Below are 23446 nucleotides of genomic sequence, written 5' to 3' on the forward strand. Positions count from 1 at the left end.
GGTGGTCGACATGCGCCCCGACATGTCTGCCGACCACACCACCGAAGCCGAGCGCCTGCTCCGCACCGCGGGGCAGTACCCGGAGGACCGCGAACCGCTCCTGCTGCGCGCGGCGGCCCACCTGGAACTGGCCGGCGAGCGCGAGCGGGCGACGTCCCTGTACGACGCGTTGCTGTCCGACTCCCCCGCCCCGGCCTCGCCCTTCCTGATCAGGTCGCTGAAGGCGGCGAACCTGTGGGAGTACGGCCACGAGGCGGAGGCCCGCGCGATCATCGAGGGCGTCCGCCGGGCCCGCCCGTCGGACCCGGCGCCGTGGGAGATCGCGGCGGAGACGCTGGAGTCCCACGACGAGCTGGAGGAGGCGGAGGCCACGTTCACGGAGGCGGCCGGGCTGCTCCTGCCGCAGCCGGCCTCGTCCGCCGACGACATCTCGTACGCCCTGCAGTCCCTCCTGGCGGCCCGCCACCGCGTCCGCCGGCTGCTGGCGCTGCCGCACGACCAGCACGACACCCTGGCGGACCGGCTCCACACCGGGGACGTCCCCCTGGACGAGCTGCACGACCCGAAGCGCCTGTGGTCCCTGGGCTCGTCGGACCCGGCCGAACTCCAGGCCGAGATCACCCGCCTCCGCTCGGAACTGGGCTCCTACCGCACCGCCCTGTCCCGCCCCTTCCCGGTAGCCGTCCTGCACTGGCCGGAAGCGGAACTGGACGAGCTCCTGGCGGCCTACCCGGAGCTGGAGGCGGAGTACCCGACCTACCGGGCGCACCTGACGGACATCGAGGCCTCCCTCCGCGAACTCGCGGCCGCGGGCACCCCGAACCTGGGCATCGTCCCCGCCACGGTCCCCTCCTACGAAGCCTTCGCCGCCTCGGAAGCCTCCACCCCCGCCAACCCGGACCTGCTGCCGCAGTACGCCACGACCTTGGCGGCCCGGGGACGGGCGACGGCTTGGCCGCCGCTGCGGGGGGCGGCTTGCTGGTGCGGGTCGGGGCGGGCTTACGGGGAGTGCCACGGGGTGGAGTGATCAGCTCGCCAGCTATCGGGTTCGCGCATCACCGAGAGATTGTCGGTGATGCCTGATAGCTATGGTGCGGTTGATCAGGGAGGGAATCACGATGAGCGAGCTATCGGACTCCAGCGGGCCGGTGTCGGGGCTCTACGAGCAGTTGGTAACCCTGCGACTCGAAGCACAGCTCAAGGAACTCGCAGGTCGGGGCGGCCATGCGATCGATGATGTCGTCGGCCCCGAGTCTTCCCCCCGCGTCCTTGCACGGCACGTGTCCGACACAGTGCGTCGCATCCTGGAACGGTTGCCCGCAACAGAACACGTACACGCGGCCAATCACATCCTCGAATCGATGAACACCATCGAGGGCGCTCGTGAATGGGTCGAGCTCGTCGCCGATGGCCCACGCCAGCTCCTTGCAGTCGCCGGGCAAGAAGACCAGGACGTCCACCGAACCCGACCTGCGACTCCGCTGTCGGAGGCTGCCCTCCTCACCAATGCACCTGAGGACCCCAGCCTTGGATTCGAGCTGCGGGCGGAGCTTGCCACGGCTGATCGGGTAGACCTGCTGTGCGCCTTCGTGAAGTGGCACGGTCTGCGGGTCATCGAGCAGTCGCTGGAAGCAGCTCACGCGCGAGGCGTCCCGATCCGAGTGATCACGACTACCTACATCGGGGCAACAGAGCGGCAAGCCCTCGACCGGCTCGTGAAGCGCTTCAACGCCGAGGTGAAGGTCAACTACGAGCTCCGCTCGACCCGCCTCCACGCCAAGGCCTGGCTGTTCCGCCGAGACAGCGGATACGACACGGCGTACGTCGGCAGCTCCAACCTGTCGAAGGCAGCGCTCCTCGACGGACTGGAGTGGAACGTTCGTCTGTCGTCCGTGGCGACACCGGACGCGGTCCGTAAGTTCGAGGCAACCTTCGATGCCTATTGGAGCGACCCGGCTTTCGAGGCGTACGACCCCGATCACGACGCCGAGCGACTCAGCGAGGCGCTCCGGGTAGCCGGCCAAGGCAAGAGCACAGCAGCGGACCAGCCGATCACGCTGTCAGGTCTGGAAGTACGACCGTACGCACACCAGCGGGACATGCTGGAACGGCTCCAGGTGGAGCGCGAGGTTCACGGCCGACACCGGAACCTCCTCGTGGCAGCAACAGGCACGGGCAAGACCGTCATGGCAGCGCTGGACTACAAGCAACTTCGGCAGCAGCACGGCCGTGACCTGCGACTTCTGTTCATCGCTCACCGACAGGAGATTCTGCGCCAGTCACTTCGCACGTATCAGGACGTGCTCGTAGACGCCAACTTCGGGGAGGAGCTACACAGCGGGCACGCACCTGCCCGGTGGCAGCACGTCTTCGCGAGCGTGCAGTCGCTGAAGCCACAAAGGCTGGAGCAGCTGCCGCCCGACCACTTCGACGTCATCGTCATTGACGAGTTCCACCACGGGGTCTCTTCGACCTACCAAAGGATCATTGACCACTTCCGCCCCGTGGAGTTCCTGGGACTCACCGCGACTCCGGAGCGTATGGATGGTCGCAACGTCCAGGACGAGTTCTTCGAAGGACGCATCGCCGCGGAGATGCGACTGTGGGAGGCGCTGGAGAACGACCTGCTGAGCCCGTTCCACTACTTCGGGATCACCGACACCACTGACATGAGCGCCGTTGCGTGGAAGCGCGGGGTCTACGACTCGACGGCGCTCAGCGCACTGTTCACGGGCAATGACGCCCGCGCGCGGCTCGTCGTGCAGGCTGTACGTGACAAGGTCGCCAACCCAGGGGCCATGCGTGCCCTCGGCTTCTGCGTCTCCGTTGCCCATGCCACCTTCATGGCGGAGTTCTTCCGACGCGCCGGTCTCAAGGCGCTTGCCCTGTCCGGCGAAAGTCCGCACGAGGAACGCAAGGCCGCGTTGGCTGCCCTTCGCGCCGGCGAGATCCAAGTGATCTTCTCGGTCGACCTGTTCAACGAAGGCTTGGACATCCCGGACGTCGACACCCTCCTCCTGCTGCGCCCGACGTCCAGCGCCACGGTCTTTCTTCAGCAACTGGGCCGCGGGCTCCGACGCACGCAGAACAAGGCGGTCCTCACGGTCCTGGACTTCATCGGACAGCACCGCAAGGAGTTCCGCTTCGAAGAGCAGTTCCGCGCGCTGACCAACCTGACGCGGAACCGTCTCCTCGCCAACATGGAGCACGACTTCCCCCAGTTGCCATCCGGCTGCCAGATCATCCTTGAGTCGAAGGCCAAGGAACTAATCATCGACAACATCCGCAGCCAGATCAGCGTCAACGTCACGCAGCTCGTGCAGGAGGTCAGGCGGTACGGGGTGCCGCAACTCTCGGCGTACCTGCACGAAAGCGGTCGGGAACTCAAGGAGATCTACCGCGGCAACGGCAACTCGTGGACGGGGCTCCTCCGCCGGTCCGGATTGCTGCCGAAGGAGGCTCCGGAAGGCGAGGAGGCACTCCTGAAGCGCGTGTCCGCATTCCACCACGCCGACGACCCCGAACGAATCGCCGCATACACCACGATCCTTGAGGACGACGCTCCTCGCTACAGCGACCTGAGCGAGCGCAACCAAGCGTTCGCCCGCATGCTCTACTTCTCGCTCTGGCCCCTCAGCGGCTTTACCAGCTACGAGGAAGGGCTGGAGTCACTTCGTCCCCAGTACGCCTTCCGAAGCGAACTCCGCCAGGTGTTGGCGTACGCACTGGACCGACTAGACCATGTCCCGATTGCCTTGCGGGGCTCACTCGCCGGCCTCTCATTGACCGTCCACGCGTCCTACAGCCGCGAGGAGATCCTCCCCGCCCTGGGCCAGTCCTTCGTGGACCGCGACGTACCTGGCCACTTCCGCGAGGGCGTCAAGTGGTGCGACCACACCAAGACGGATGCTCTGTTCATCACCCTCGAAAAGGATGAGAAGGACTTCTCTCCCCAAACGCGCTATCACGACTACGCCCTGAGCGAGATCCTCTTCCACTGGGAGTCCCAGAACCGAACGTCGGATACGTCAGCAACGGGTCGCCGCTACCAAACTCACAGAGAAGACGGCTCTCACATCCTCCTCTTCGTCCGCCGCTACAAGAAAACCGACATCGGCGGCCCCCAGCCGTGGATACTGCTTGGCCCGGCAGAGTACGTCAAACACAAGGGCAGCAAGCCTATGGGCATCACGTGGAAGCTGAAGCACGAGATCCCTGCAGACGTGTGGACCTACTCTGCGGTCGCAGCCGGATAGTCGAGAGAACCATTGAATATCCATCACCCCAAAAAGGAAAGAGAATGGCGCGTACACACGAAATCAATAACGACGCCTATGACGACCTGGACGGCGAGGAGAACGAGCCATCCAATGTCTCATCCACAGACGTCACTCGCGCTGTAGTCACCGATACAGACTGGACGACTGAAACGATCCTGAGCCAGCTTCGGCGAGGAAACATTCAGCTCAACCCGAAGTTCCAGCGCCGTGACGCCTGGGACAAGGCCAGGAAGAGCAAGTTTATTGAATCCCTCATCCTCGGGTTGCCGATCCCGCAGATCGTCTTGGCCGAGGACAAGAAGCAGCGGGGAAAATTTATCGTCCTCGACGGAAAGCAGCGGCTACTCGCGCTTCGACAATTCGCAGCTGGCTCATCATTCGCCGTATCGAAAGAGGAGCAAGACTTTAAGGGCTTCAATTTGACCAGCCTCGACGTGAGGGACGACTTGCGTCTGAAAACGCTGGAAAAAATGGAGAACGATAGCGAATTGGTCGACGATTTGAATGCGTTCCTCAATGAAACGATTCGGACTGTCGTAGTCCGCCGTTGGCCCAACGAGGAGTTCTTGAACCTCGTATTCCTTCGCCTCAACACGGGAAGCGTCAGACTCTCCCCCCAGGAGCTGCGACAGGCCCTCCACCCTGGCCCGTTCACCAATTACCTAGACGACGCGGCATCCGCCAGCACGTGGCTCCGCAGCGCACTGCGCATCAAGAAGCCTGACTTCCGAATGCGTGACGTGGAAATAATGCTGCGATTCTTCGCCTTCCGCTACCACCTCAAGGACTATACCGGAAACCTGAAGTCGTTCCTCGACGGGACGGTCAACACTCTCAACGATGCCTGGGAGCAACACGAAGACGAGATCAAGGAAGTCGGACAATCCTGCGAGAAGGCAATCCAGGTGACATTCGAGATCTTCGGCGATAATTCGTTCTACCGGTGGTCCGACGGCGACTATGAGGGGCGTTTCAATCGCGCCGTCTTTGACGTCATGACGCACTACTTTTCCGATGAGGGAATCGCCGCTGCTGCAATCGCCCATGGCGACGATGTCGAGGCCGCCTTCAAGAGGATCTGCGAACAGGATAGTAAGTTCGTGGAATCAATCCAGACCACAACGAAGACCCCCGTGGCGACCCATCGACGCTTGAGCACTTGGGGTACCGAACTGGCTTCCATCATTGGCATCCCCGTGCCAATTCCCGGGTTTAGCGGCAATCGAATCTTGACGTGAGAGGGAGGTTCCCCGTGCCTTCTTCACGTTACAGAACCCTGTCCCGCCGGGTGAACGAACTCAGACGACACCTCATACCCCGCACATTCGAACCGACCGGACTCTACTCCGACAGGGTCTACGAACACGCTCGCGCTTTCCGTGTACTCGCCCACGCAGAGTTTGAGTCGTACATAGAAGATAGGGCAATAGAGGTCGTACAGCGGGCGCACACCACCTGGGATGCGACAGGAAGAGTCCGGCCATGCCTCCTCGCCTTAATGTCGCACAGGGAATCAAAAATCGACATACCCGACACTCTCTCCGAAGTGAGGGATTCATCTACGAAGTATCCGACGCTCAAGGGTCGCATAGAAATCGCAAAGAAGCGATACAGCACCTACATCCGCCGAGAAAATCACGGAATAAAGGAGCGAAACCTTCTACTAATCCTACTCCCTATCGGAATATCAAGAGAAGAGATCAACTCTGAATGGCTGGAAACAACTGACGGTTGGGCCACGGCCCGAGGGGAGGTCGCCCACACTTCACCGAAGGTGCAGCATCAGATAAATCCCCAAATCGAACTACAAACCGTCAATACAATCCTGAAGGGATTCAAGGAAATCGACGTAATCCTTGACGAAAAATAACCTATTGAATCAACGAGGGTGCATCGTTTTCATCGGAGGTGAATTCTGGCTGCGCTGGCCGCTCAGCCGAGGTAGGGGTACGTGCCAACCAGGTAGTCGCCGATCTGCTGGCGCATGCTGGGGTGGATGTCGTACTGGTCGAGGTCGGCCGGCTGGACGAAGCAGACGCCATCGGCCTCGTCGTTGATCGTGGGTTCGCCCGCGACGGGCCTGCCGATGTACGTGTTCTCGTACTGCTGGCGGATCTCACCGTCGGTGTACGCCACGATGTGGCGGGGGTTCGTGTAGACGCCCAGGAAGCCCGTGATCTCGGCAGTGATCCCCGTCTCCTCCAGGCATTCACGCAACGCGCACTCAGCAGCCGTCTCCCCGATGTCCTGGGCGCCACCCGGCAGTGCCCACTGGCCGGTGTCGCGGCGGCGCTGGAGCAGGATGGCGCCGGCATCGTCGACGACCAGCAGGTTGCTGGCGGGGATGAGCGTGTTGGCCTTCGGGGCGTTGGGATCGTTGTAGTACTCAGTCCTGCCCATGGACGGCGGTCCCTCCTGATTGGGTGTGCAGTGTCGTGCGCCGGCCGAGACGGCTTCGGGTGCCTGAGCGTGGTGCTGCCCTCCACCGGCGGGCTCCGTCACCGTGAGCGTCTCAGGGTCCTCGGCCTCCCAAGGGTCGCCCCCGCCCCAGACGTGGCGCAGGACGTACACCGTGCCCCCTCGGACGTCAGTCACGATGGCTTTCCTGTTGGTGGCCTCGTCGTGTACCTGGTCGCCCACCCAGGGCTTGCCGTCCTTCACGCTTCGTCCTCTTTCAGCTCAGCCCAGACCTGCTTGCCCCATCGGTACAGCTCGGTGCCCCACTCCTCAGTGAGCATGTCGATCAGTACCAGACCCCGTCCCCGAGGTCGGTCAGCTTCGGATTCCACCCTCAGGATCGGGAGGGTCCTGGAGCGGTCGACGACGCCCACGCGAACCCCATTCACGGAAGGCCGGGAGACAATCACGCGGATCGACGAGAGTCGACTGTGGTCGACCGCGTTGGAGACCAGCTCAGTGATCACAAGCGTGGCGTCCTCGGTCAACGAACCCAGGCCCCAGACAGTCAGAGCCGTTCGGACCAGCCGGCGAGCGACTGCTGCGCTCCGCGCTTCGCGCGGAAGGCTCTGCGAGTAGGCAGGGTGACCTGTCGCACAAGACGTGACAGCCGCGACGCCAACGACTCCGACAGGAGGGGGAGCGAGCTGCTCGCGTCCTCGCATGTCTTTGCCGTCACACCGCTCTACGACAAGCGGCTTGAGACGCGGAGAGAAGGAGGGCGGCGTCGCAGACGGTTTCACCGCGGCCACCTGACCTTCCTCGTCACCCACGTGGCTGAAAGTCACCAGTTGCCCTCCTGTCGTTGCCGGTTGGTGGTTTCGTGTTCTCTCAGCGAACCGTGATTGGCGATGGGTAGGCATCCCCGTTGAGGCCTCGATGCCGTCAAACCCGTCAAGGATTGCTCTCTTGTGAACAGGGGCGCAGCGTGGCGCACAGAAACGACGAACTAGCCGCAGTGATCGCGGAGACGGGCTGGTCGCAGCCTGTGGTAGCTGCCGCATTAGTACGGGTAGCAGCGGAGGCCGGAGTCGACGAACTCCTCACCGTCAAGCGCTCGCACATCGCCATGTGGGTCGCTGGAACCCGGCCTCGGGGCCGGGCAGCCGACGTCCTGCGAGAAACTCTCGCACGCCGATTGGGACGTCCCCTCACACTCGCGGAGATCGGCCTCGCTGGGAACTCGTCGGATACGGTCACCGGGTCCGAGTGGGACACCGACACGCTGGCGATTCTGGTCGACTTGGGGAGAAAAAGCATGGATCGCGAACGCCGCCGACTCCTCACCGGTGCCGCCGTCTACTCCGTCGGCGGACTGGTCCTCCCCAGGGATCAGTGGTGGGATGAAGCTCCCCAGCGGGCGCGCTCCCGAGCGGTCGGCCCGAACCGTAGAGTCGGCGAGATCGAAGTGCGGGCTGTTCGCGAAATGACGGAATTCTTTGCCCGTCGCGATCAACGGCACGGCGGTGTCGACGGTCGAACCGCCCTCTACCAGTACATCGTCGACGACGTCGCCCGGTACGTCAGCGGAGTCTTCAGCAGTGAGACCTCACGCCGTTCTCTGTACTCGGCGGCAGCCGAGGCTGTGTACGTGGCCGGTTGGATGACTTTCGACGCCTCTCAACACGAGTCCGCACGACGCTACTTCACGCTCGCGCTCAAGCTTGCTGCCGAAGCCGACGACGCTCCTCTTGCCGGGCACATCCTGCGGGCGATGGCCCATCAGGCCATAGACCTTGGACACACCAGGGCTGCCTTGGACCTGGCCACCGCCTCCATCGAACGCAAGAGGTATGCCCATGCCACTCCACGCGAACGAGCCCTGATCGGCGTCGTGCGTGCGCGGGCGCTGGCCATGGACGGCCAGAAGGGCAACGCTATCGCCGCGATCCATCAGGCCGAAACCGACCTTGGCCAATCCGTCGCGGGAGACGGCGAACCTCAGCGGGTCTGGTTCTTCCAAGAAGCGTCCCTCGCGCATGAGACCGCCCGCACACTATGGGCCCTGGGTGATCTCAATGGCGCCTTGCGCCATTTCCGTGCCAGCGTTCGGCACCGTAGAGCGGACGCCTTCAGCCGGACCCACGCTGTCACGCTCGGCTACATGGGTGCCGTCCAGGCCGGACAGGGCCAGATCGATGCGGCGTGCGAGACCTGGTCCCGAGCCCTGGACGCCATGGACTGCGTTCAGTCCGGCAGGACGCGGGAAGCGGCTGTCACCATGCGGACAACCCTGTCCCCCTTCCGCAGTCGCGGAATCCCCGCAGCCTCCGAGGTGGACGAGCGAGCCCGGGTCGCACTTCGCCGACGAGTAGTCTGACGGCGTCGAAGCCGCAGTACCCCATAAGTGGCGCTGCCAATAAGGAAGAAGGGAAACCGTGCCTGCACAGTTCATCGAGGTGCCGGTCATCGCCGACGTCGTCGGAGGTCATACCGGACGCCTCGACGACTTCAAGGGCGGCGTGGAATCGGTCATCCGCCTGCGGCCGGAGTTCCCCGTGGAGACCCTGCAAGGCATCGAGCAGTTCTCCCACCTCCAGGTCACGTGGTTCTTCAACCTCGGATCCCCGGACGATGTCGCGCTTCATGCACGCAGCCCCCGAGGCAACCCCGCATGGCCGGCGACCGGCACCTTCGTTCACCACAACCATCGGCGTCCGGCGCGGCTGGCTACTTCCTTCCCGAGACTGCTCAAGGTCGACGGGCGCGACCTACACGTCGCGGACCTCGACGCCGACGACGGCACTCAGGTCGTCGATCTCGTGGCGGTCTTCCAAGAAATGCTCCCTCGTGGGGCCATCACTCAGCCGACGTGGCCAGGCGAAATGCTCGCGGACTATTGGCGAGACGCCTCTGAACGTTGAGGACCAATCGTGCTGCCAGCACGACATCTGACCTCAGGGGGGTGACGACAGGCCGGTAAGTGGGGGCTCGGTTTGTGGCCGGGGTGGGTGAGCCCGGTTCCGTCGGATCTCGGTGCGCGGTCGTTGGATGGGGCGGTTGGACGGTGCTTAGCGGCGGTCCGCCATCCGTCGGTTGGGCGTCATGCCCCGCTGGTCACTGCCGGTGGGTGGGAGGCGCGAACAAGTCCGCTCCACTCCTGGTAAGGGCCTCCCAGGAGGGCCCCAAAGTGCGCCACCTGATCAGTCCGAGTTACTGCGGGAGACCCACACACAGCGACCAGCGGGGCCTGAAGCCCGGCCCGAGACGACCGCAACCCGCTGAGCGCCGCCGGGCCGCCCCATTCCACTGCCGCGCACCCCGAGCCGAGGGGACCCGGTCCCACCCACCCCGGCCATGAACCCAGCCCCGCCCCACCGGCCTGTCAGGCGCTCTCCAGCCCCGGGTACTGCCCGGGCCCCCGCGCGGCCCCGCCCCCGGCCGCCCTCCGAGTGTGAAATGGCGGGCTCCGCCGCCGGGTCAAGGGTGGCGCAGCCCATCGGCGAAGCCGACGCGACGAAGGAGCGCCCTTGACGCGGTGGTGGAGGCCGCCACACTCGGAAAGAGGGCGGCCGCACCCGCACCCTCGAAGCCGGGTCACGCCGAGAAGCCCATCGTTACGCTCGCGTCGCCGGTGCCTCGCCTGAGGCGTTCTGGGTGCCGGACAGTGCTGCGTGCACGGCAGCCGCAGCGTGGAGTCGTGCAGTGGGGAAGACCGGGACAGGACAGTCCTCAGTACCGATGAGAAGCTCGATTTCGGTGCAGCCCAAGATGATGCCTTCCGCGCCGGCAGCGACCAAGTCCGTGATGACCTTCTGATAGGCGGCACGTGACTCCTCCCGCACAACGCCCAGGCAGAGTTCCTCGTAGATCACGCGGTGAACGATCGCGCGCCCGTCGGCGTCCGGGATGCGCACATCGAGTCCGCCGGCCTCGAGACGGCCTCGGTAGAACTCCTCCTCCATGGTGAATGCGGTGCCCAGCAGGCCGACTCGGTGCAGGCCCGACGCCCGTACGGCCTCCGCGGTGGCGTCGGCCAGGTGCAGCAGAGGGATGGAGACCGCCGCCTCGACGTGATCGGCGACCTTGTGCATGGTGTTGGTGCAGATCAGCACCATGTCAGCGCCTGCCGCCTCAAGAGCTTGAGCAGCCGCAGCCAGGATCTCGCCTGCCTCCGTCCAGCGGCCCTGGACCTGCAACTGCTCGATCTCCGCGAAGTCCACCGAGTAGAGCACGCACCGCGCCGAGTGGAGTCCGCCGAGGCGGTCACGGATGAACTCGTTCAACAGCCGGTAGTACTCCGCTGTCGACTCCCAGCTCATCCCGCCGATCAGCCCGATCGTCTTCATCGCCACGCTCCTCACATCGACACCGAGCGGCATCGCGTTCGCCACCGGACGCTTCTGTATAAGGAGTTGAGCATGGCAGGCCACAACGCATAAGCCCCGCTTGGAGTCAGTCGAGCTTCCGCATGTGCTGACCGTTCGCCGCATGCCGTTGAAGCGTGCGCCTCAAGGTCACCCACACGAGTCATCTTCACTCACCGTGCCCACCCAGGCGCTTTGCGTACGTTACGGTCGCGCAAAACGGCCCTCGCAGATGGTTGGCGCCATCGGCGAGGGCCTGAACCACTAGTGGAATCGGACTCCACCGTGATCTACCGGCACTTTAACGCGCCCGCGCGCGCCTTCAGTCAGTTCTCGCACGAGCTCATTCGCCATCCTCGGCTCAGCTCCGACGCCGTTCGGCTTCTGACCTGGCAGCTCTCTCTCCCCCAGGGCGCCCGCGAGTCACTCTCCCGCACCGCCGAACGTGCCCGGATCGGGGCATGCGCCTTCACCCGCGCCAAGCGCCAGCTCAAGGAGGAAGGGTTCGTCCACGAGCGGCGCGTACAGATCGCCGGAGGGCGGTGGGTGACCCAACAGCTCGTCTCCAGTTCTCCGTTGAGCGCCGAGCAGGCCGCCAAGCTGCTCGCCGGGACACCGGTCGCATTCGTGCAGGTCGCACCGAGCCCTCCGAAACCGGCCGTCGGTCAGCCGGTGACCCCGCCGACCGACGGTCATCCAAAGAAAGACCCCGAGGAAGACACCTCCAACCTTCCGCCGGAGAAGGCCGTCGTGGAATCCCCTCGGCTGGAAGACGCCCGCGCCCTCATCGGTGCCCTGCCCATCCTCTCCCCCGCCCTCCGGCACATCCCGCCCGGCATGCGCGACGAGCTCGCCCGGCTCGCCGCCCGCTGGCTGGACGCCGGCCACACGCCCACCGACGTCCACGAACACATCCTGCGCTCCCTGCCCGGCACCGGGACGTCCGTACACCGGCCCGGCGGCCTCGTCCGCTACCTTCTGCGTGACGTGCCGCCCCGGACCCTGCCACCCCAGCGCACATCCGGAGAGTCGGTCTCCGCGCGGCTCCGCGGGACCCGCGAGTGTGCGGGCGACCACACTCAAGTCATGTTGTTCCGGCCGGTCGGCGACGAGACCCGCTGTGCCCAGTGCACCTGACCGTAGGCCCCCTTGGTGGCACAGCGCCCGCACCTCGTACGCTCGGAGGGCGCCCCATCGACCAGGAAGGCCCCGCCATGCCCCGCATCCCCTCCCCCGCCGTCGCCGCCGCCGGTCTCGTCGGTGGTTATGCCGTTGCTCGATGGACCAAGAAGCGACCCCTTGGGGGTGTCGTGCTGGCCGCTGCTGGTGGGGTGGCGGCTCGGGAGTGGCAGCAGGTGGGTGGGGCGAAGGTGGCCGGCGGGCTGACGGCCGCGTACGTGGCCGCCTTCGCCGGGTCGCATCCGCTCGCTAAGAAGATCGGGGCCTGGCCCGCGGTGTTCTCCGTGGCCGGGGCGATGGCCGGTGCCGCCTACGTCGTGACGCGCAAGGCCGGCTGAGGTCCGTTCGGTCAGCCGCCCACCGCGTGGCTGACCGTGTAGATCAGCAGGCCCGCCAGCGCGCCCACCACCGTGCCGTTGATGCGGATGAACTGGAGGTCGCGGCCGATGTTGGCCTCGATCTTCTTCGAGGTCTGGGTGGCGTCCCAGCCGGCGACCGTGTCGGTGATCAGGGAGGTGATCTCGGTGCGGTAGGTGGTGACGACGTAGGCCGCGGCGTCCTCGGCCCAGCCTTCGACCTTGGCCTGGAGGCGGTCGTCGGTGGCCAGGCGGGTGCCCAGGGAGATCAGGGACGCGCGGGCGCGGCGGCGGAGCTGGCTCTGGTCGTCCTCGGCGGCGGCCAGGATCAGGGCGCGGACCGAGGACCAGGCCGAGGCGATGACGTCCTGGACCTCGGGGCGGGCCAGCAGGTCGGTCTTCAGGCGTTCCACGCGGGCGCGGGTGTCCGTGTCGCCCTGGAGGTCGGCGGCGAAGTCGGTGAGGAAACGGTCGATCGCGCCGCGCGCCGGGTGGCCCGGCATGTCCCGCATCTCCGTCACGAAGCGGAGCAGCTCCTTGTAGACGCGCTCGCCGATGCGCCGGTCCACGAAGCGCGGGGTCCAGCCCGGCGCCCCGCCCTGGACCGCGTCCATCACCGAGTCGCCGTGCGTCACCAGCCAGTCGTGGGCCCGGGTGCAGACCAGGTCCACCGCCCGGTGGTGGGAGCCGTCGGCGACCATGCGTTCCAGGGTCTTGCCCAGGCCCGGGGCGACCTCCACGGACTCCGCCCGGCGGGTGATCGCCTCTCCGACGACCGCCTGCACGTCCGCGTCGCGGAGGACCGTGAGCGCGCCCCGCAGCGCTGCCGCCAGTTCGGAGGTGACGCGGTCCGCGTGGGCCGGGTCCGCCAGCCACGCGCCGAGGCGGCGGGCGATGCCGAAGCCGCGCAGCCTGCCCCGTACGACGTCGGCGGAGAGGAAGTTCTCCCCGACGAAGGTGCCCAGCGACGCGCCCAGCTGGTCCTTCTTGGTCGGGATGATCGCCGTGTGGGGGATGGGGAGGCCCAGCGGGCGGCGGAACAGGGCCGTCACCGCGAACCAGTCGGCCAACGCGCCGACCATGCCCGCCTCCGCCGCCGCGGCCACGTAGCCCGCCCAAGCCCCGGCACCCGCGTTCTTCGCCCACGTGGCCAGGGCGAAGACCAGCGCCACGCACGCGAGCAGGCCCGTCGCCAGCAGTTTCATCCGCCGGACGCCCTTGCTCTTCTCCTCGTCCGCCGCCGTGTACGTGAAACTCACCATCACCCCACCTCCTTACCTCAGTGACTCCTGGGACGCACCCGGAGTTCCCCCGTACATCTTCGCGATCACCGCCTCGATGTCCGGCTCCCGCACGGAGAGGTCCACCAGCGGGTACGCGGCCGCCACCGCCGCCACCACCGGCGCCGCCGACGAGGCGGCCGGGATCGCCAGCCACTGGCGGGGTCCCTCCGCCCGTACGAAACGGGCGCCCGGCACCTCGATCGGCGCCGATTCCCGCGCCAGGTCCACCACCAGCAGGCGCTCGCTGTCGCCGACCGCGTGCAGGCCGGCGAGCTCGCCGTCGTACATCAGGCGCCCGTGGTCGATCACCATCACCCGGCTGCAGAGCTGTTCGATGTCGGTCAGGTCGTGGGTGGTGAGCAGGACCGTCGTGCCGCGGGTCGCGTTCAGCTCGCGCAGGAAGCCGCGGACCTTCGCCTTCGACACCACGTCCAGGCCGATCGTCGGCTCGTCCAGGTACAGCACGTCCGGGTCGTGCAGCAGCGCCGCCGCGATGTCCCCGCGCATCCGCTGGCCGAGGGACAGCTGCCGCACCGGTACGTCGAGCAGGTCGCCGAGGTCGAGGAGTTCGACGCAGCGGGCGAGGTTCTCGGCGTAGCGGGCGTCGGGGATCCGGTACATGCGGTGGACCAGGGTGTACGAGTCGCGCAGCGGCAGGTCCCACCAGAGGGTCGTGCGCTGCCCGAAGACCACCCCGATGCGGCGGGCGAGCCGGGTGCGCTCGCGCGAGGGGTCGATCCCGGCCACCCTCAGCCGGCCACCGCTCGGGGTGAGGATGCCGGTCAGCATCTTGATCGTGGTGGATTTCCCGGCACCGTTGGGGCCGATGTAGCCGACCATCTCCCCCTTCCCGACCGTGAAGGAGATGCCGTCTACCGCCCGGACCTCACGCTTCTCGCGGCGGAGGAGGCCCGCCCTGCGGCGGACCGTGAAGACCTTCTCCAGGGAGTCGAGTTCGATGAAGGGGGTGGTGGGGGTGGTGGGGGTGATGGGGGTGTCGGGGGTGGAGGGGGCCATTCGGATACCTCAGCTTCCTGTCGATCGGTAGCTGCGCAGGCCCGTCCGCCACGCGAGCCCCGCCACCGCGCAGCACACCACCGCGATCACGGGTGACAGGAACGCCGTCCAGCCCGGCACCCCCGCCGGCGGCGTCCTCCCCAGGACGTAGAGGGCGGGCAGCCAGTTGACGAAGGCGAGCGGTACGACGAAGACGACGCCCCGCACCAGGTCCTGGGCGAAGATCGTCGGCGGGTACTGGAGCATCGTGTTGCCGCCGTACGTGAACGAGCTGGTCACCTCCGCCGCGTCCTGCAGCCAGAACAGGGTGGAGGCGCCCAGCACCATCAGCGCGGCGAAGATCAGCGCGCCGCTCAGCAGCATCACCGGCACCAGGAGCACCTTCAGCGGCGTCCACTCCACGCCGTCCAGGAGCACCAGGCCCCAGACCAGGACGAGCAGCCCCTGGGCGATCCGCCCGAGCCGCCGCAGCGCGAAACGGTCGGCCGCGACCTGCGCGAGGACCGGCGCGGGGCGCAGCAGGAACGTGTCGAGGGAGCCGTCGCGCACCCGCTTGCCCATCCGCGGCAGCGAGCCCATCACCAGGTCGGCGAGACCGAACGAGGTGCCGGCCGTCCCGTACAGGAACGCGACCTCCGCAAAGGAGAAGCCGCCGAGTCCACTGACCTGGCCGAACATCAGGAGGATGACGACGAAGTCGAAGAAGGTGACGAGGAGGGAGGAGAGGAGGGTCAGGGCGAAGGAGGAGCGGTACGTGAGGGTGGACCGGATCCACATCCCCGCCACCATGCGGTACGTCCGCCACGACTCGGCCACCCCGCCGCCCGGAGGCCAGGACTCGGCCGCCCACTCGCCCCGCTCCACCCGCTCGCTCCGATCGGCCCGCTCCACCCGCTCCACCCGCTCGCTCCGATCGGCCCGCTCCACCCGCTCACCCACCCTGCACCACCACCTTCCGCGTCGCCGCCGCCTGCACCGCGCGGCCCGTCGCGAGGAGGACGACCGCCCAGCAGCCCTGGAACGCGTACGCCCCCAGCACGCCCCAGCCCTCGTACCGCCCCAGGTACACGTCGGCCGGCACCTGGAGCATCGAGGCCCAGGGGAGCACGCGCGCGAGCTCGCCCAGGGCGCCGGGGAAGACGTTGAGGGGGAGCAGCATCCCGGAGAAGAACAGGCCGCCCAGCCAGGCCACCTGGAGGACGCCCTGGCCGTCGAGCAGCCAGAAGGCGCTCATCGCCACCAGGTACCAGACGGCGAAGCTGACGATCGCGCCGAGCGTCACCGAGCCGAGGAAGGCGAGCCAGGTCCAGGGGCTGCTCGGCAGGGTCAGGTCGAAGACGAGGGCGCCGAAGAGCATGGGGGCGATGCCGCGGCCGAGCAGCTGGTAGGCCGCCCGGCCCAGGTTCGCGGCGAACCACCAGGCCTGGAGGTCGGCGGGGCGGTAGAGGTCGACCGCGATGTCGCCGGTCCTGATCCGCTCGATCAGCTCCTCCTCGAACCCGCCGCCCATCAGCCCGCACACGGTGATGAGGGCCTGGCCGATCCACACATAGGCGAGGGCGTCCGCCATGTCGTACCCGCCGAGCGTGGGGCGCACGTCCCAGAGGGCGATGTAGGTGTACGACAGGATGAAGCCGAAGACGGTGTTGGTGAACACCCCCGCCGCCGTGGCCACCCGGTAGGTGGCGTGGCGCCTGAACCCACCGGCGGCGACGGTCGCGTAGAGCCGCAGCATGCCTCCTGCTCCCTCCGGTCCCGGTCCCACCGCACAAAGGGCCCGACCTTAGGGGGACTTCCCGTGCCGTCGCGACCGGTTTTCCGGACCTTGCGGGCAGGATGTACTGTTATGTCCCCTTCATCCGGTAGGTCATCCGGTAGATCATCCAGTACGCCGCCCGGCGCGGGCGAGACCCGGTCCGCCGAGTCCTCCTGGGAGCCCAGGGACCCGACCGTCCCCGCCCCGCCCCCGTCCCGGGGGCGTCGCCCCCGCCGCCTCCTGCGGCGGCTGCTCGGGCTCTTCGTCCTCGGCGGCCTGCTGCTGCTCGGCTGCTTCGCCGCCGGCTACCTCCTCGTGGACATCCCGCCCGCCAACGCCACGGCGGTCGCCCAGTCCAACCTGTTCCTGTACCGCGACGGCAGCCAGATCGCCCGCGACGGCGAGGTCGACCGGGAGAACGTGAGCCTGGCGCGGGTCCCGGCCGCGGTCCAGCACGCCGTGCTGGCCGCCGAGGACCGCGACTTCCACACCTCGCCCGCGGTGGACCCCCGGGCCATGGTCCGCGCCACCTGGAACACCCTCACCGGCAAGGGCCGCCAGTCCGGCTCGACCATCACCCAGCAGTACGTCAAGAACTACTACCTGGGCCAGGAGCAGACCCTCACCCGCAAGGCGAAGGAGTTCTTCATCGCGATCAAGCTGGGCCGCGAGAAGAGCAAGGGGGAGATCCTGGAGGGGTACCTGAACACCAGCTACTTCGGGCGCAACGCCTACGGGATCCAGGCCGCCGCCCGGGCCTACTACGGCAAGGACGCCAAGGACCTGGACGCCTCCGAGGGCGCGTACCTCGCCTCGCTGCTCAACGCGCCCAACGCGTACGACGTCGCGGCCCACCCCGAGAACCGGCCGCGCGCGCTCGCCCGCTGGCGGTACGTCCTGGACGGCATGGTCAAGGAGGGCTGGCTGCCCCCCGGCGCCCGCGCCACCGCCGCCTTCCCCACCCCGCAGCCGGTCCGGCCCTCGGCCGGTCTCTCCGGGCAGCGCGGCTACCTCGTGCAGGCGGTGGAGCAGTACCTGACCGAGCGCGGGATCGTCGACGAGAAGACCCTGGCCGCCGGCGGCTTCCGGATCACCACCACCCTGGACCGGGACAAGCAGGACGCCTTCGTGCAGGCCGTCGACGAGCACGTGAACACGAAGCTGGACCCGGCGCGCAACCCGGCCGACCGGTACGTACGGGTCGGGGGCGCGGCCGTCGAACCGGCGAGCGGCCGGGTCGTCGCCCTCTACGGGGGCATCGACTACACCCGGCAGTTCGTCAACAACGCCACCCGCCGCGACTACCAGGTCGGCTCCACCTTCAAGCCCTTCGTCCTCGCCGCGGCACTCCAGCACGGCGCGCTGACCCAGGAGGGTGAACGGATCACGCCGAACACCTACTACGACGGCGACAACCGGCGGCCCGTGCAGGGGTGGAACGGGACCTTCTACGACCCGGCCAACGAGGACGACACCAGCTACGGCGACATCACCGTGCGGTCCGCCACCGACCGTTCGGTGAACGCCGTGTACGCGCAGATGGCCGTGGACGTCGGCCCGGGGCGGGTCCGCGAGGCCGCGGTCGCGCTCGGCCTGCCGGGGAACACCCCGGACCTCACCTCCTCCCCCTCCATCGCGCTCGGCCCGGCCACGGCGAGCGTCCTGGACCTGGCGCAGGCGTACGCGACGCTCGCCAACCACGGCTCCCACGGCACGTACACCCTGGTCGAGCGGGTCGCCCGGGACGGGGAGGAGCTGGAGCTGCCCGGCGCGGCGGGTCCGGAAGGGGCGCGCGTGGCGATCGGCCGCGAGGCGGCCGACACGACGACGTCCGTGCTGCGGAGCGTCGTCCAGGGCGGCACCGGCACGGCGGCCCTCGCGGCCGGGCGGCCGGCGGCGGGCAAGACGGGCACGGCGGAGGACGACAAGGCGGCCTGGTTCGCCGGCTACACCCCCGAGCTCGCGACGGTGGTGGCGATGATGGGCCAGGACCCGGAGTCGGGCCGGCAGGAACCGCTGTACGGGGCGCTGGGCCAGCCCCGGATCAACGGGGGCGGGGCGCCCGCCGAGATCTGGGGCCAGTTCACCCGGGAGGCGCTCGCGGACGTCGCGCCGAAGGAGTTCGACCTGCGCCTCCTGGAGGGCGCGGAGGAGCTGCCGGCGGTGCCGCCGGCGCCGGACCTCCCGGACGGTGCGCAAGGCTTCGAGGGGCCGGGCGCGGCCGACCGCAGGCACCCGCGCTGGCCCGCGGCGCCGAGGGGCGGGGCGGGGCAGGGGCGGGAGCCGGTGCGGGAGTCCTTGCGGGAGTCCGTACGGGAGACGATGCGGGAGTCCGTACGGGAGCCTCTGAGCGAGCCGGTACGGGAGCCCGCGCGGGCGCCCGTACCGGAGCCCGCGCGCGAGCCGGTACGGGAACCCGTACCGCTTCCCGTACGGGAGGCGGACCCGGTGCCGACCGGCCCGGGGGCCGTGCCGGAACCGGCTCCGCCGCGGGTCAGTGACCCGAGGTGGCCTTGAGGCCCACCACGGCCACCAGCAGCAGACAGACGAAGAAGATGCGGGCGGCGGTCGCCGGTTCACCGAGCACCACCATGCCGAACACCGCCGCGCCGGCCGCGCCGATGCCCACCCAGACGCCGTACGCCGTGCCGATCGGCAGGGTCTTGGCGGCCTGCGAGAGCAGCAGCATCGAGGCGACGATCCCGGCGCCCGTGAAGACGCTCGGCCAGAGACGGGTGAAGCCCTCGGTGTACTTCATGCCGATCGACCAGCCGACCTCGATAAGACCGGCGACGATGAGAAGGACCCAGGCCATGACGACGAACACCTCCGCGAGACGGATCAACAGGGGTGCGTCGTCTTGTCGTGTAACCCGGTACGGCGCGTCTCGTCGGGTGCCCTCAGCTTAGCAAAGGGAAGGCAAAAGGCCTGGTGACACCGGTCACCAGGCCTCGGGGCGGAACTACCGGCCGACGCGGCGGGCCACGGCTACAGGTACAGCCCCGTCGAGTCGGACTGCCCCTGGAAGCGGTCGGCGGCGACCGCGTGCAGGTCCCGCTCGCGCATCAGGACGTACGCGACGCCCCGCACCTCGACCTCGGCGCGGTCCTCGGGGTCGTACAGGACCCGGTCGCCGATCTCGACGGTCCGGACGTTCTGTCCGACCGCGACCACCTCGGCCCAGGCCAGCCGGCGGCCGACGGCCGCGGTCGCCGGAATGAGGATGCCGCCGCCCGAGCGCCGTTCCCCTTCTGGGGTGTCGGTACGGACCAGGACCCGGTCGTGGAGCATCCGGATGGGCAGCTTGTCGTGGGTGTTGTCGCTCACGACTCGAACCTACCTGCCCCGGCGTGTCGCCCGTACCCGGGCCGGGCCGGCCGGGGCGCTCCCGCCCTCAGTGCCGGCCCTTGCGGGCGGACGCGGCGATCAGTCCGACGACCGCGACGGCCACCAGCGCCACCGGCACCACGCGCTCCAGTCGGGGCGCGCCGTCCTCGTCGGTGAAGCGGGCCTTCACGTCGGACACGACGCGGTTGACCGCGACGAAGGCGCGCCCGGCGGTGTGGTCGACCGTGGCGGCGACCTTCGCCTTCGCGTCGCCGATGATCGTCTTCGGGTGCACCCGAATGCCGATCTCGTCGAGGGTGACGGCGAGCTGCTCGCGTCGGCGGACGATGTCCGCCTCGATCTGCGCAGGGGTCCTGGCGTCCGACACTGCGCTGCCTCCGTAGTCGTGTACCGGCGAGTACCGGCGTGTTCCGGTCGTCGACGGACAGTCTGTCAGCTTCCTTGCCCGCGGGTCGTCCCCGACCCCCATTAGGCTCTGAACGCGTACGCGAACATTCCCGAGGAGAGCCATGAGCGAGCGACTGCAGCCCGGCGACACCGCCCCCGCCTTCACCCTTCCCGACGCGGACGGCAACGAGGTCTCCCTCGCGGACCACAAGGGCCGCAAGGTCATCGTCTACTTCTACCCGGCCGCCCTGACCCCCGGCTGCACCAAGCAGGCCTGCGACTTCACGGACAACCTGGAGCTGCTGGCCGGTGCGGGCTACGACGTCATCGGCGTGTCCCCGGACAAGCCGGAGAAGCTGGCGAAGTTCCGCGACAAGGAGAACCTGAAGGTCACACTGGTCGGCGACCCGGAGAAGCAGGTCCTGGAGGCGTACGGCGCCTTCGGCGAGAAGAAGCTGTACGGCAAGGTCGTGACCGGCGTGATCCGGTCGACCGTCGTCGTCGACGAGGAGGGCAAGGTCGAGCGCGCCCTCTACAACGTGAAGGCGACCGGCCACGTCGCCAAGATCATCAAGGACCTGGGGATCTGAACCCGGCCCTGGACCACGGAACGGCCCGCACAGCTTCCCGTCCGGAAGCGGTGCGGGCCGTTCCGTATCTCGCACGCGACATGACGTGACCGTCCGATGAGCGGTTCGTTGACCTGTGCGAGACCAGAAGGGGGGCTCGATGGGCACGAGCGCGTTTCCGAAGGAACGGCTGGAGGCGGCGGCACAGGGGGCACGCACGCTGTCAGAGGCGCTGAGGCGACTGGGCCTGGATCCGCAGAGCCCGACGCGGAGGTACGTGCGCGAGCGGCTGCGGAGGCTGGGGGTGGACGTGTCGCACTTCGAGCGGGAGGGGGTGCGGTGGACGCGGGAGGTGCTGGAGCCCGTCGTGGCCCTGTCCACGAGCGTGAACGACGTCGTCCGCCGGCTTGGCCTCGACTCGGTCGGCGGCCATCAGGCCCACATCGCGCGCCGCATCGAGGTCTGCGGCATCGACACCTCGCACTTCAGACCCGCGGCCCGGGCAAAGGGCGCGGGGTCCGCTCCGCGCCGCAGGACCGCGGCGGAGATCCTCGTGAGGGACGTGTCACCGCATCCGACACGGGTGCCGAGCTCCCGGCTCAAGCGGGCGATGCGCGAGGCGGGCCTGGAGGAACGCTGCGCGCTCTGCGGAGTCGAGGCGGTCTGGATGGGCGAACCGCTTCCCTTGGAGGTCGACCACATCGACGGCGACTGGCGGGACAACCGGCGCGGTAACCTGCGGCTGCTCTGCCCGAACTGCCACTCCACGACGGACACCTACCGGGGGCGCGGCAAGAGGCGGCGGGCTTCATGACGGGCGGCAGGCTCTCCGCCCGAGAGCGCCCGAGCGCCCGCGAGGTGGAGGCGGCGGTCGCCGCGTCGCTCTCCGTCAGAGAGACGCTGGGCCGCCTGGGCCGTGCGGACAACGGCGCCCAGCGGGCGAACCTGCGCCGCTGGATCGCCGACGACCGCGTCTCGACCGCACACTTCCTCGGACAGGCGCATCAGCGGGCGAAGCCGAGTCCTGCCGCCAAGCGGCCGGAGGAGGTGCTGGTGCGCCACGGTGCCACGTATCGGACCACCACCGCGCGTCTTCGTCGCGCGCTTCGGTGCATCGGCGTGCCCGAGGAGTGCGCCCGGTGTGGTGTCGGCCCCGAGTGGCTCGGCAGGCCCATGACCCTGGAGGTCGATCACGTCAACGGCGACCGAAACGACGACCGGCGCGAGAACCTGCGGCTGCTCTGTCCCAACTGCCATGCCATCACGAGCACCTGGTGCAGGGGAGGCAAGCGCCGGGCCGGCCGGCCGGGCCAGTAAGGTAAGGAGCCTTGGGCCCGTACCCCAGCTGGCTAGAGGGCGCCGGTTTAGGTCCGGTGTGTCGTGGGTTCGAGTCCCACCGGGCCCACAGGGAAGGCGCGTCACCCACCGGGTGGCGCGCCTTTGCCGTTCTCCTCAGCCCAGCAGTTCCCGCACCACCGGCGCCAGGGCCCGGAAGGCCTTGCCGCGGTGGCTGATCGCGTTCTTCTGTGCCGGTGTCAGCTCGGCGCAGGTGACCTCGTGGCCCTCCGGCTGGAGGATCGGGTCGTAGCCGAAGCCGTTGGTGCCGACGGGGGCGTGGCGCAGGGTGCCCGGCATGCGGCCCTCGACGACGCGCTCGGTGCCGTCGGGCAGGGCGAGGGCGGCGGCGCAGGCGAAGTGGGCGGCGCGGTGGGCGTCGTCGATGTCGGAGAGCTGGGCGAGCAGCAGTTCCAGGTTGGCCCGGTCGTCGCCGTGCCGGCCGGCCCAGCGGGCCGAGAAGATGCCGGGGGCGCCGTTCAGGACGTCGACACAGAGTCCGGAGTCGTCGGCGACGGCGGGCAGGCCGGTGGCCTGGGCCAGGGCGTGGGCCTTGAGGAGCGCGTTCTCGGCGAAGGTGACGCCGGTCTCCTTGACATCGGGGATCTCGGGGTAGGCGTCGGCGCCGACGAGCTCGTGGTCGAGTCCGGCGTCGGCGAGGATCGCGTGCAGTTCGGTGATCTTGCCCGCGTTGCGGGTGGCGAGGATCAGACGGGTCATGTCCCGATTATCGGGGCCGCCGCGGTGGTGGTCCGCGGCGGCCCCGGGTCCGGCTAGCCCGGTGTGCAGACCTTGCCGACCTCAGCGGCCGCGTCCGTGATCGGCTTGATGTCGGGGGTCGCGTCGCCGTTCTTGACGGCCGTGCGGACGGAGTCGACGCCCTTGGTGAGGTCGTCGACCGCCTTGGACAGGTCCGCGTTGTCCGTCGTGTTCTTGAGGTTGCCCAGCTCGGTGTCGATGCTGTTCAGGGCCTCCTCGATCTGGGTCGGGTCGTTGGAGGCGCTGGAGACGGCCTGCGACAACTTGTCGACCGAGGTGGCGATGGCGTCGGCGGTCTTGACGCAGTCCATGGCCTTGTCGAGCGCACCGCAGCCGACCAGGCCGGTGAGTGCGGCGGCGGTGGCGACGGCGAGCGCTATGGAGCGGCGGCGCTTCAAGAGTTGGGTCCTCCC

General features: G+C 68.3%; 24 protein-coding genes, 1 tRNA gene and 1 riboswitch. Of the genes, 13 read left to right on the forward strand and 12 right to left on the reverse strand.

Features of this window, described 5'->3' with window-relative positions; genetic code table 11:
* Nucleotides 1-10 precede the first annotated feature (10 nt).
* The 4 genes from OG309_RS13655 to OG309_RS13670 all read left to right on the forward strand — a co-directional run bounded on the left by OG309_RS13655 (nt 11) and on the right by OG309_RS13670 (nt 6150).
* Nucleotides 11-1027 carry an SEC-C domain-containing protein gene (locus OG309_RS13655; protein WP_329420871.1) on the forward strand — a complete coding sequence of 339 codons (1017 nt, stop codon included), beginning with the start codon at nt 11-13 and terminating at the stop codon, nt 1025-1027.
* Between the two features lie 91 nt (nt 1028-1118).
* Nucleotides 1119-4256 (forward strand): DUF3427 domain-containing protein, encoded by a 3138-nt coding sequence (locus tag OG309_RS13660; RefSeq protein ID WP_329420873.1) that lies wholly within the window; start codon nt 1119-1121, stop codon nt 4254-4256.
* 44 nt (nt 4257-4300) lie between these two features.
* The gene (locus tag OG309_RS13665; RefSeq protein WP_329420874.1) at nt 4301-5518 is read left to right on the forward strand and encodes a DUF262 domain-containing protein; all 1218 of its coding nucleotides are present in this window, start codon (nt 4301-4303) and stop codon (nt 5516-5518) included.
* A 50-nt stretch (nt 5519-5568) separates the two neighbouring features.
* Nucleotides 5569-6150: a HEPN domain-containing protein gene (locus OG309_RS13670; protein ID WP_329420876.1), complete on the forward strand. Its 582-nt coding sequence runs from the start codon at nt 5569-5571 to the stop codon at nt 6148-6150.
* A 62-nt stretch (nt 6151-6212) separates the two neighbouring features.
* Here the strand turns inward: OG309_RS13670 and OG309_RS13675 are convergent, their stop codons facing one another.
* Both OG309_RS13675 and OG309_RS13680 read right to left on the reverse strand, forming a co-directional pair.
* Entirely contained in the window at nt 6213-6680 is a 468-nt protein-coding gene (locus tag OG309_RS13675) for an NUDIX hydrolase (protein ID WP_329420877.1), read from the reverse strand.
* A 257-nt stretch (nt 6681-6937) separates the two neighbouring features.
* Nucleotides 6938-7741: an ATP-binding protein gene (locus tag OG309_RS13680; RefSeq protein ID WP_329420879.1), complete on the reverse strand. Its 804-nt coding sequence runs from the start codon at nt 7739-7741 to the stop codon at nt 6938-6940.
* 254 nt (nt 7742-7995) lie between these two features.
* Here OG309_RS13680 and OG309_RS13685 point away from each other — a divergent pair, with 254 nt between their 5' ends.
* Nucleotides 7996-9057 (forward strand): Tat pathway signal protein, encoded by a 1062-nt coding sequence (locus tag OG309_RS13685; RefSeq protein ID WP_329420881.1) that lies wholly within the window; start codon nt 7996-7998, stop codon nt 9055-9057.
* A 58-nt stretch (nt 9058-9115) separates the two neighbouring features.
* The gene (locus tag OG309_RS13690) at nt 9116-9601 is read left to right on the forward strand and encodes a TrmO family methyltransferase domain-containing protein (RefSeq protein ID WP_329420882.1); all 486 of its coding nucleotides are present in this window, start codon (nt 9116-9118) and stop codon (nt 9599-9601) included.
* A 693-nt stretch (nt 9602-10294) separates the two neighbouring features.
* On the opposite strand, the gene OG309_RS13695 is transcribed toward OG309_RS13690, so the two are convergent.
* Nucleotides 10295-11026: an aspartate/glutamate racemase family protein gene (locus OG309_RS13695; protein WP_329428304.1), complete on the reverse strand. Its 732-nt coding sequence runs from the start codon at nt 11024-11026 to the stop codon at nt 10295-10297.
* A gap of 303 nt (nt 11027-11329) precedes the next feature.
* Between OG309_RS13695 and OG309_RS13700 the strand changes: the two genes are divergently transcribed.
* On the forward strand, nt 11330-12181 hold the full coding sequence (locus OG309_RS13700) for a hypothetical protein (RefSeq protein ID WP_329420884.1): 852 nt from the start codon (nt 11330-11332) through the stop codon (nt 12179-12181).
* A gap of 77 nt (nt 12182-12258) precedes the next feature.
* Nucleotides 12259-12561 (forward strand): hypothetical protein, encoded by a 303-nt coding sequence (locus tag OG309_RS13705; RefSeq protein WP_329420886.1) that lies wholly within the window; start codon nt 12259-12261, stop codon nt 12559-12561.
* Between the two features lie 11 nt (nt 12562-12572).
* Here OG309_RS13705 and OG309_RS13710 read toward each other — a convergent pair whose 3' ends face one another.
* The 4 genes from OG309_RS13710 to OG309_RS13725 all read right to left on the reverse strand — a co-directional run bounded on the left by OG309_RS13710 (nt 12573) and on the right by OG309_RS13725 (nt 16611).
* The gene (locus OG309_RS13710; RefSeq protein WP_329420887.1) at nt 12573-13841 is read right to left on the reverse strand and encodes a DUF445 domain-containing protein; all 1269 of its coding nucleotides are present in this window, start codon (nt 13839-13841) and stop codon (nt 12573-12575) included.
* Between the two features lie 12 nt (nt 13842-13853).
* Nucleotides 13854-14879 (reverse strand): ABC transporter ATP-binding protein, encoded by a 1026-nt coding sequence (locus OG309_RS13715; protein WP_329420889.1) that lies wholly within the window; start codon nt 14877-14879, stop codon nt 13854-13856.
* A 9-nt stretch (nt 14880-14888) separates the two neighbouring features.
* Nucleotides 14889-15668 (reverse strand): ABC transporter permease, encoded by a 780-nt coding sequence (locus OG309_RS13720; RefSeq protein WP_329428306.1) that lies wholly within the window; start codon nt 15666-15668, stop codon nt 14889-14891.
* A gap of 142 nt (nt 15669-15810) precedes the next feature.
* Nucleotides 15811-16611: an ABC transporter permease gene (locus OG309_RS13725; RefSeq protein ID WP_329428307.1), complete on the reverse strand. Its 801-nt coding sequence runs from the start codon at nt 16609-16611 to the stop codon at nt 15811-15813.
* A gap of 114 nt (nt 16612-16725) precedes the next feature.
* On the opposite strand from OG309_RS13725, the gene OG309_RS13730 reads away from it, so the two are divergent.
* Complete coding sequence (locus OG309_RS13730) at nt 16726-19152, forward strand: transglycosylase domain-containing protein (protein ID WP_329420891.1); 2427 nt, start codon at nt 16726-16728, stop codon at nt 19150-19152.
* Here the strand turns inward: OG309_RS13730 and OG309_RS13735 are convergent.
* From OG309_RS13735 to OG309_RS13745, 3 genes are all read right to left on the reverse strand, one after another.
* Nucleotides 19130-19450 (reverse strand): DMT family transporter, encoded by a 321-nt coding sequence (locus OG309_RS13735; RefSeq protein ID WP_329420892.1) that lies wholly within the window; start codon nt 19448-19450, stop codon nt 19130-19132. The two genes, OG309_RS13730 and OG309_RS13735, sit on opposite strands and share 23 nt — an antisense overlap.
* A 34-nt stretch (nt 19451-19484) precedes the next feature.
* A riboswitch (guanidine-III (ykkC-III) riboswitch) is annotated at nt 19485-19556 on the reverse strand.
* A 67-nt stretch (nt 19557-19623) separates the two neighbouring features.
* Nucleotides 19624-19962 (reverse strand): GroES family chaperonin, encoded by a 339-nt coding sequence (locus OG309_RS13740; RefSeq protein WP_046911984.1) that lies wholly within the window; start codon nt 19960-19962, stop codon nt 19624-19626.
* 67 nt (nt 19963-20029) lie between these two features.
* Nucleotides 20030-20350 carry a DUF3618 domain-containing protein gene (locus tag OG309_RS13745; protein WP_329420894.1) on the reverse strand — a complete coding sequence of 107 codons (321 nt, stop codon included), beginning with the start codon at nt 20348-20350 and terminating at the stop codon, nt 20030-20032.
* A gap of 142 nt (nt 20351-20492) precedes the next feature.
* Here OG309_RS13745 and bcp point away from each other — a divergent pair, with 142 nt between their 5' ends.
* The 4 genes from bcp to OG309_RS13765 all read left to right on the forward strand — a co-directional run bounded on the left by bcp (nt 20493) and on the right by OG309_RS13765 (nt 22344).
* Complete coding sequence (bcp, locus tag OG309_RS13750; protein ID WP_329420895.1) at nt 20493-20960, forward strand: thioredoxin-dependent thiol peroxidase; 468 nt, start codon at nt 20493-20495, stop codon at nt 20958-20960.
* Between the two features lie 139 nt (nt 20961-21099).
* The gene (locus tag OG309_RS13755) at nt 21100-21753 is read left to right on the forward strand and encodes an HNH endonuclease signature motif containing protein (RefSeq protein WP_329420897.1); all 654 of its coding nucleotides are present in this window, start codon (nt 21100-21102) and stop codon (nt 21751-21753) included.
* Complete coding sequence (locus tag OG309_RS13760) at nt 21750-22256, forward strand: HNH endonuclease signature motif containing protein (protein ID WP_329420899.1); 507 nt, start codon at nt 21750-21752, stop codon at nt 22254-22256. The genes OG309_RS13755 and OG309_RS13760 overlap by 4 nt, the downstream gene beginning before the upstream one ends.
* Nucleotides 22257-22269: 13 nt before the next feature.
* A tRNA-Leu gene (locus OG309_RS13765) sits at nt 22270-22344 on the forward strand.
* Between the two features lie 47 nt (nt 22345-22391).
* Here the strand turns inward: OG309_RS13765 and rdgB are convergent.
* Together rdgB and OG309_RS13775 are read right to left on the reverse strand one after the other, a co-directional pair.
* The gene (rdgB, locus tag OG309_RS13770; RefSeq protein ID WP_329420901.1) at nt 22392-22994 is read right to left on the reverse strand and encodes an RdgB/HAM1 family non-canonical purine NTP pyrophosphatase; all 603 of its coding nucleotides are present in this window, start codon (nt 22992-22994) and stop codon (nt 22392-22394) included.
* Between the two features lie 53 nt (nt 22995-23047).
* Entirely contained in the window at nt 23048-23431 is a 384-nt protein-coding gene (locus tag OG309_RS13775; protein ID WP_329420902.1) for a hypothetical protein, read from the reverse strand.
* Between the last annotated feature and the right edge of the window lie 15 nt (nt 23432-23446).

Source organism: Streptomyces sp. NBC_01268, from assembly GCF_036240795.1.
Lineage (GTDB): Bacteria > Actinomycetota > Actinomycetes > Streptomycetales > Streptomycetaceae > Streptomyces.

What these genes read in the sequence shown, in the direction of transcription:
- OG309_RS13655 (WP_329420871.1), top strand. Translation starts at nt 11, where the DNA reads ATGCGCCCCGACATGTCTGCCGACCACACCACCGAAGCCGAGCGCCTG.
- OG309_RS13660 (WP_329420873.1), top strand. Translation starts at nt 1,119, where the DNA reads ATGAGCGAGCTATCGGACTCCAGCGGGCCGGTGTCGGGGCTCTACGAG.
- OG309_RS13665 (WP_329420874.1), top strand. Translation starts at nt 4,301, where the DNA reads ATGGCGCGTACACACGAAATCAATAACGACGCCTATGACGACCTGGAC.
- OG309_RS13675 (WP_329420877.1), bottom strand. Translation starts at nt 6,680, where the DNA reads ATGGGCAGGACTGAGTACTACAACGATCCCAACGCCCCGAAGGCCAAC.
- OG309_RS13680 (WP_329420879.1), bottom strand. Translation starts at nt 7,741, where the DNA reads ATGCGGCAGCTACCACAGGCTGCGACCAGCCCGTCTCCGCGATCACTG.
- OG309_RS13685 (WP_329420881.1), top strand. Translation starts at nt 7,996, where the DNA reads ATGGATCGCGAACGCCGCCGACTCCTCACCGGTGCCGCCGTCTACTCC.
- OG309_RS13695 (WP_329428304.1), bottom strand. Translation starts at nt 11,026, where the DNA reads ATGAAGACGATCGGGCTGATCGGCGGGATGAGCTGGGAGTCGACAGCG.
- OG309_RS13705 (WP_329420886.1), top strand. Translation starts at nt 12,259, where the DNA reads ATGCCCCGCATCCCCTCCCCCGCCGTCGCCGCCGCCGGTCTCGTCGGT.
- OG309_RS13710 (WP_329420887.1), bottom strand. Translation starts at nt 13,841, where the DNA reads ATGGTGAGTTTCACGTACACGGCGGCGGACGAGGAGAAGAGCAAGGGC.
- OG309_RS13715 (WP_329420889.1), bottom strand. Translation starts at nt 14,879, where the DNA reads ATGGCCCCCTCCACCCCCGACACCCCCATCACCCCCACCACCCCCACC.
- OG309_RS13720 (WP_329428306.1), bottom strand. Translation starts at nt 15,668, where the DNA reads ATGGTGGCGGGGATGTGGATCCGGTCCACCCTCACGTACCGCTCCTCC.
- OG309_RS13730 (WP_329420891.1), top strand. Translation starts at nt 16,726, where the DNA reads ATGTCCCCTTCATCCGGTAGGTCATCCGGTAGATCATCCAGTACGCCG.
- OG309_RS13735 (WP_329420892.1), bottom strand. Translation starts at nt 19,450, where the DNA reads ATGGCCTGGGTCCTTCTCATCGTCGCCGGTCTTATCGAGGTCGGCTGG.
- bcp (WP_329420895.1), top strand. Translation starts at nt 20,493, where the DNA reads ATGAGCGAGCGACTGCAGCCCGGCGACACCGCCCCCGCCTTCACCCTT.
- OG309_RS13755 (WP_329420897.1), top strand. Translation starts at nt 21,100, where the DNA reads ATGGGCACGAGCGCGTTTCCGAAGGAACGGCTGGAGGCGGCGGCACAG.
- OG309_RS13760 (WP_329420899.1), top strand. Translation starts at nt 21,750, where the DNA reads ATGACGGGCGGCAGGCTCTCCGCCCGAGAGCGCCCGAGCGCCCGCGAG.
- rdgB (WP_329420901.1), bottom strand. Translation starts at nt 22,994, where the DNA reads ATGACCCGTCTGATCCTCGCCACCCGCAACGCGGGCAAGATCACCGAA.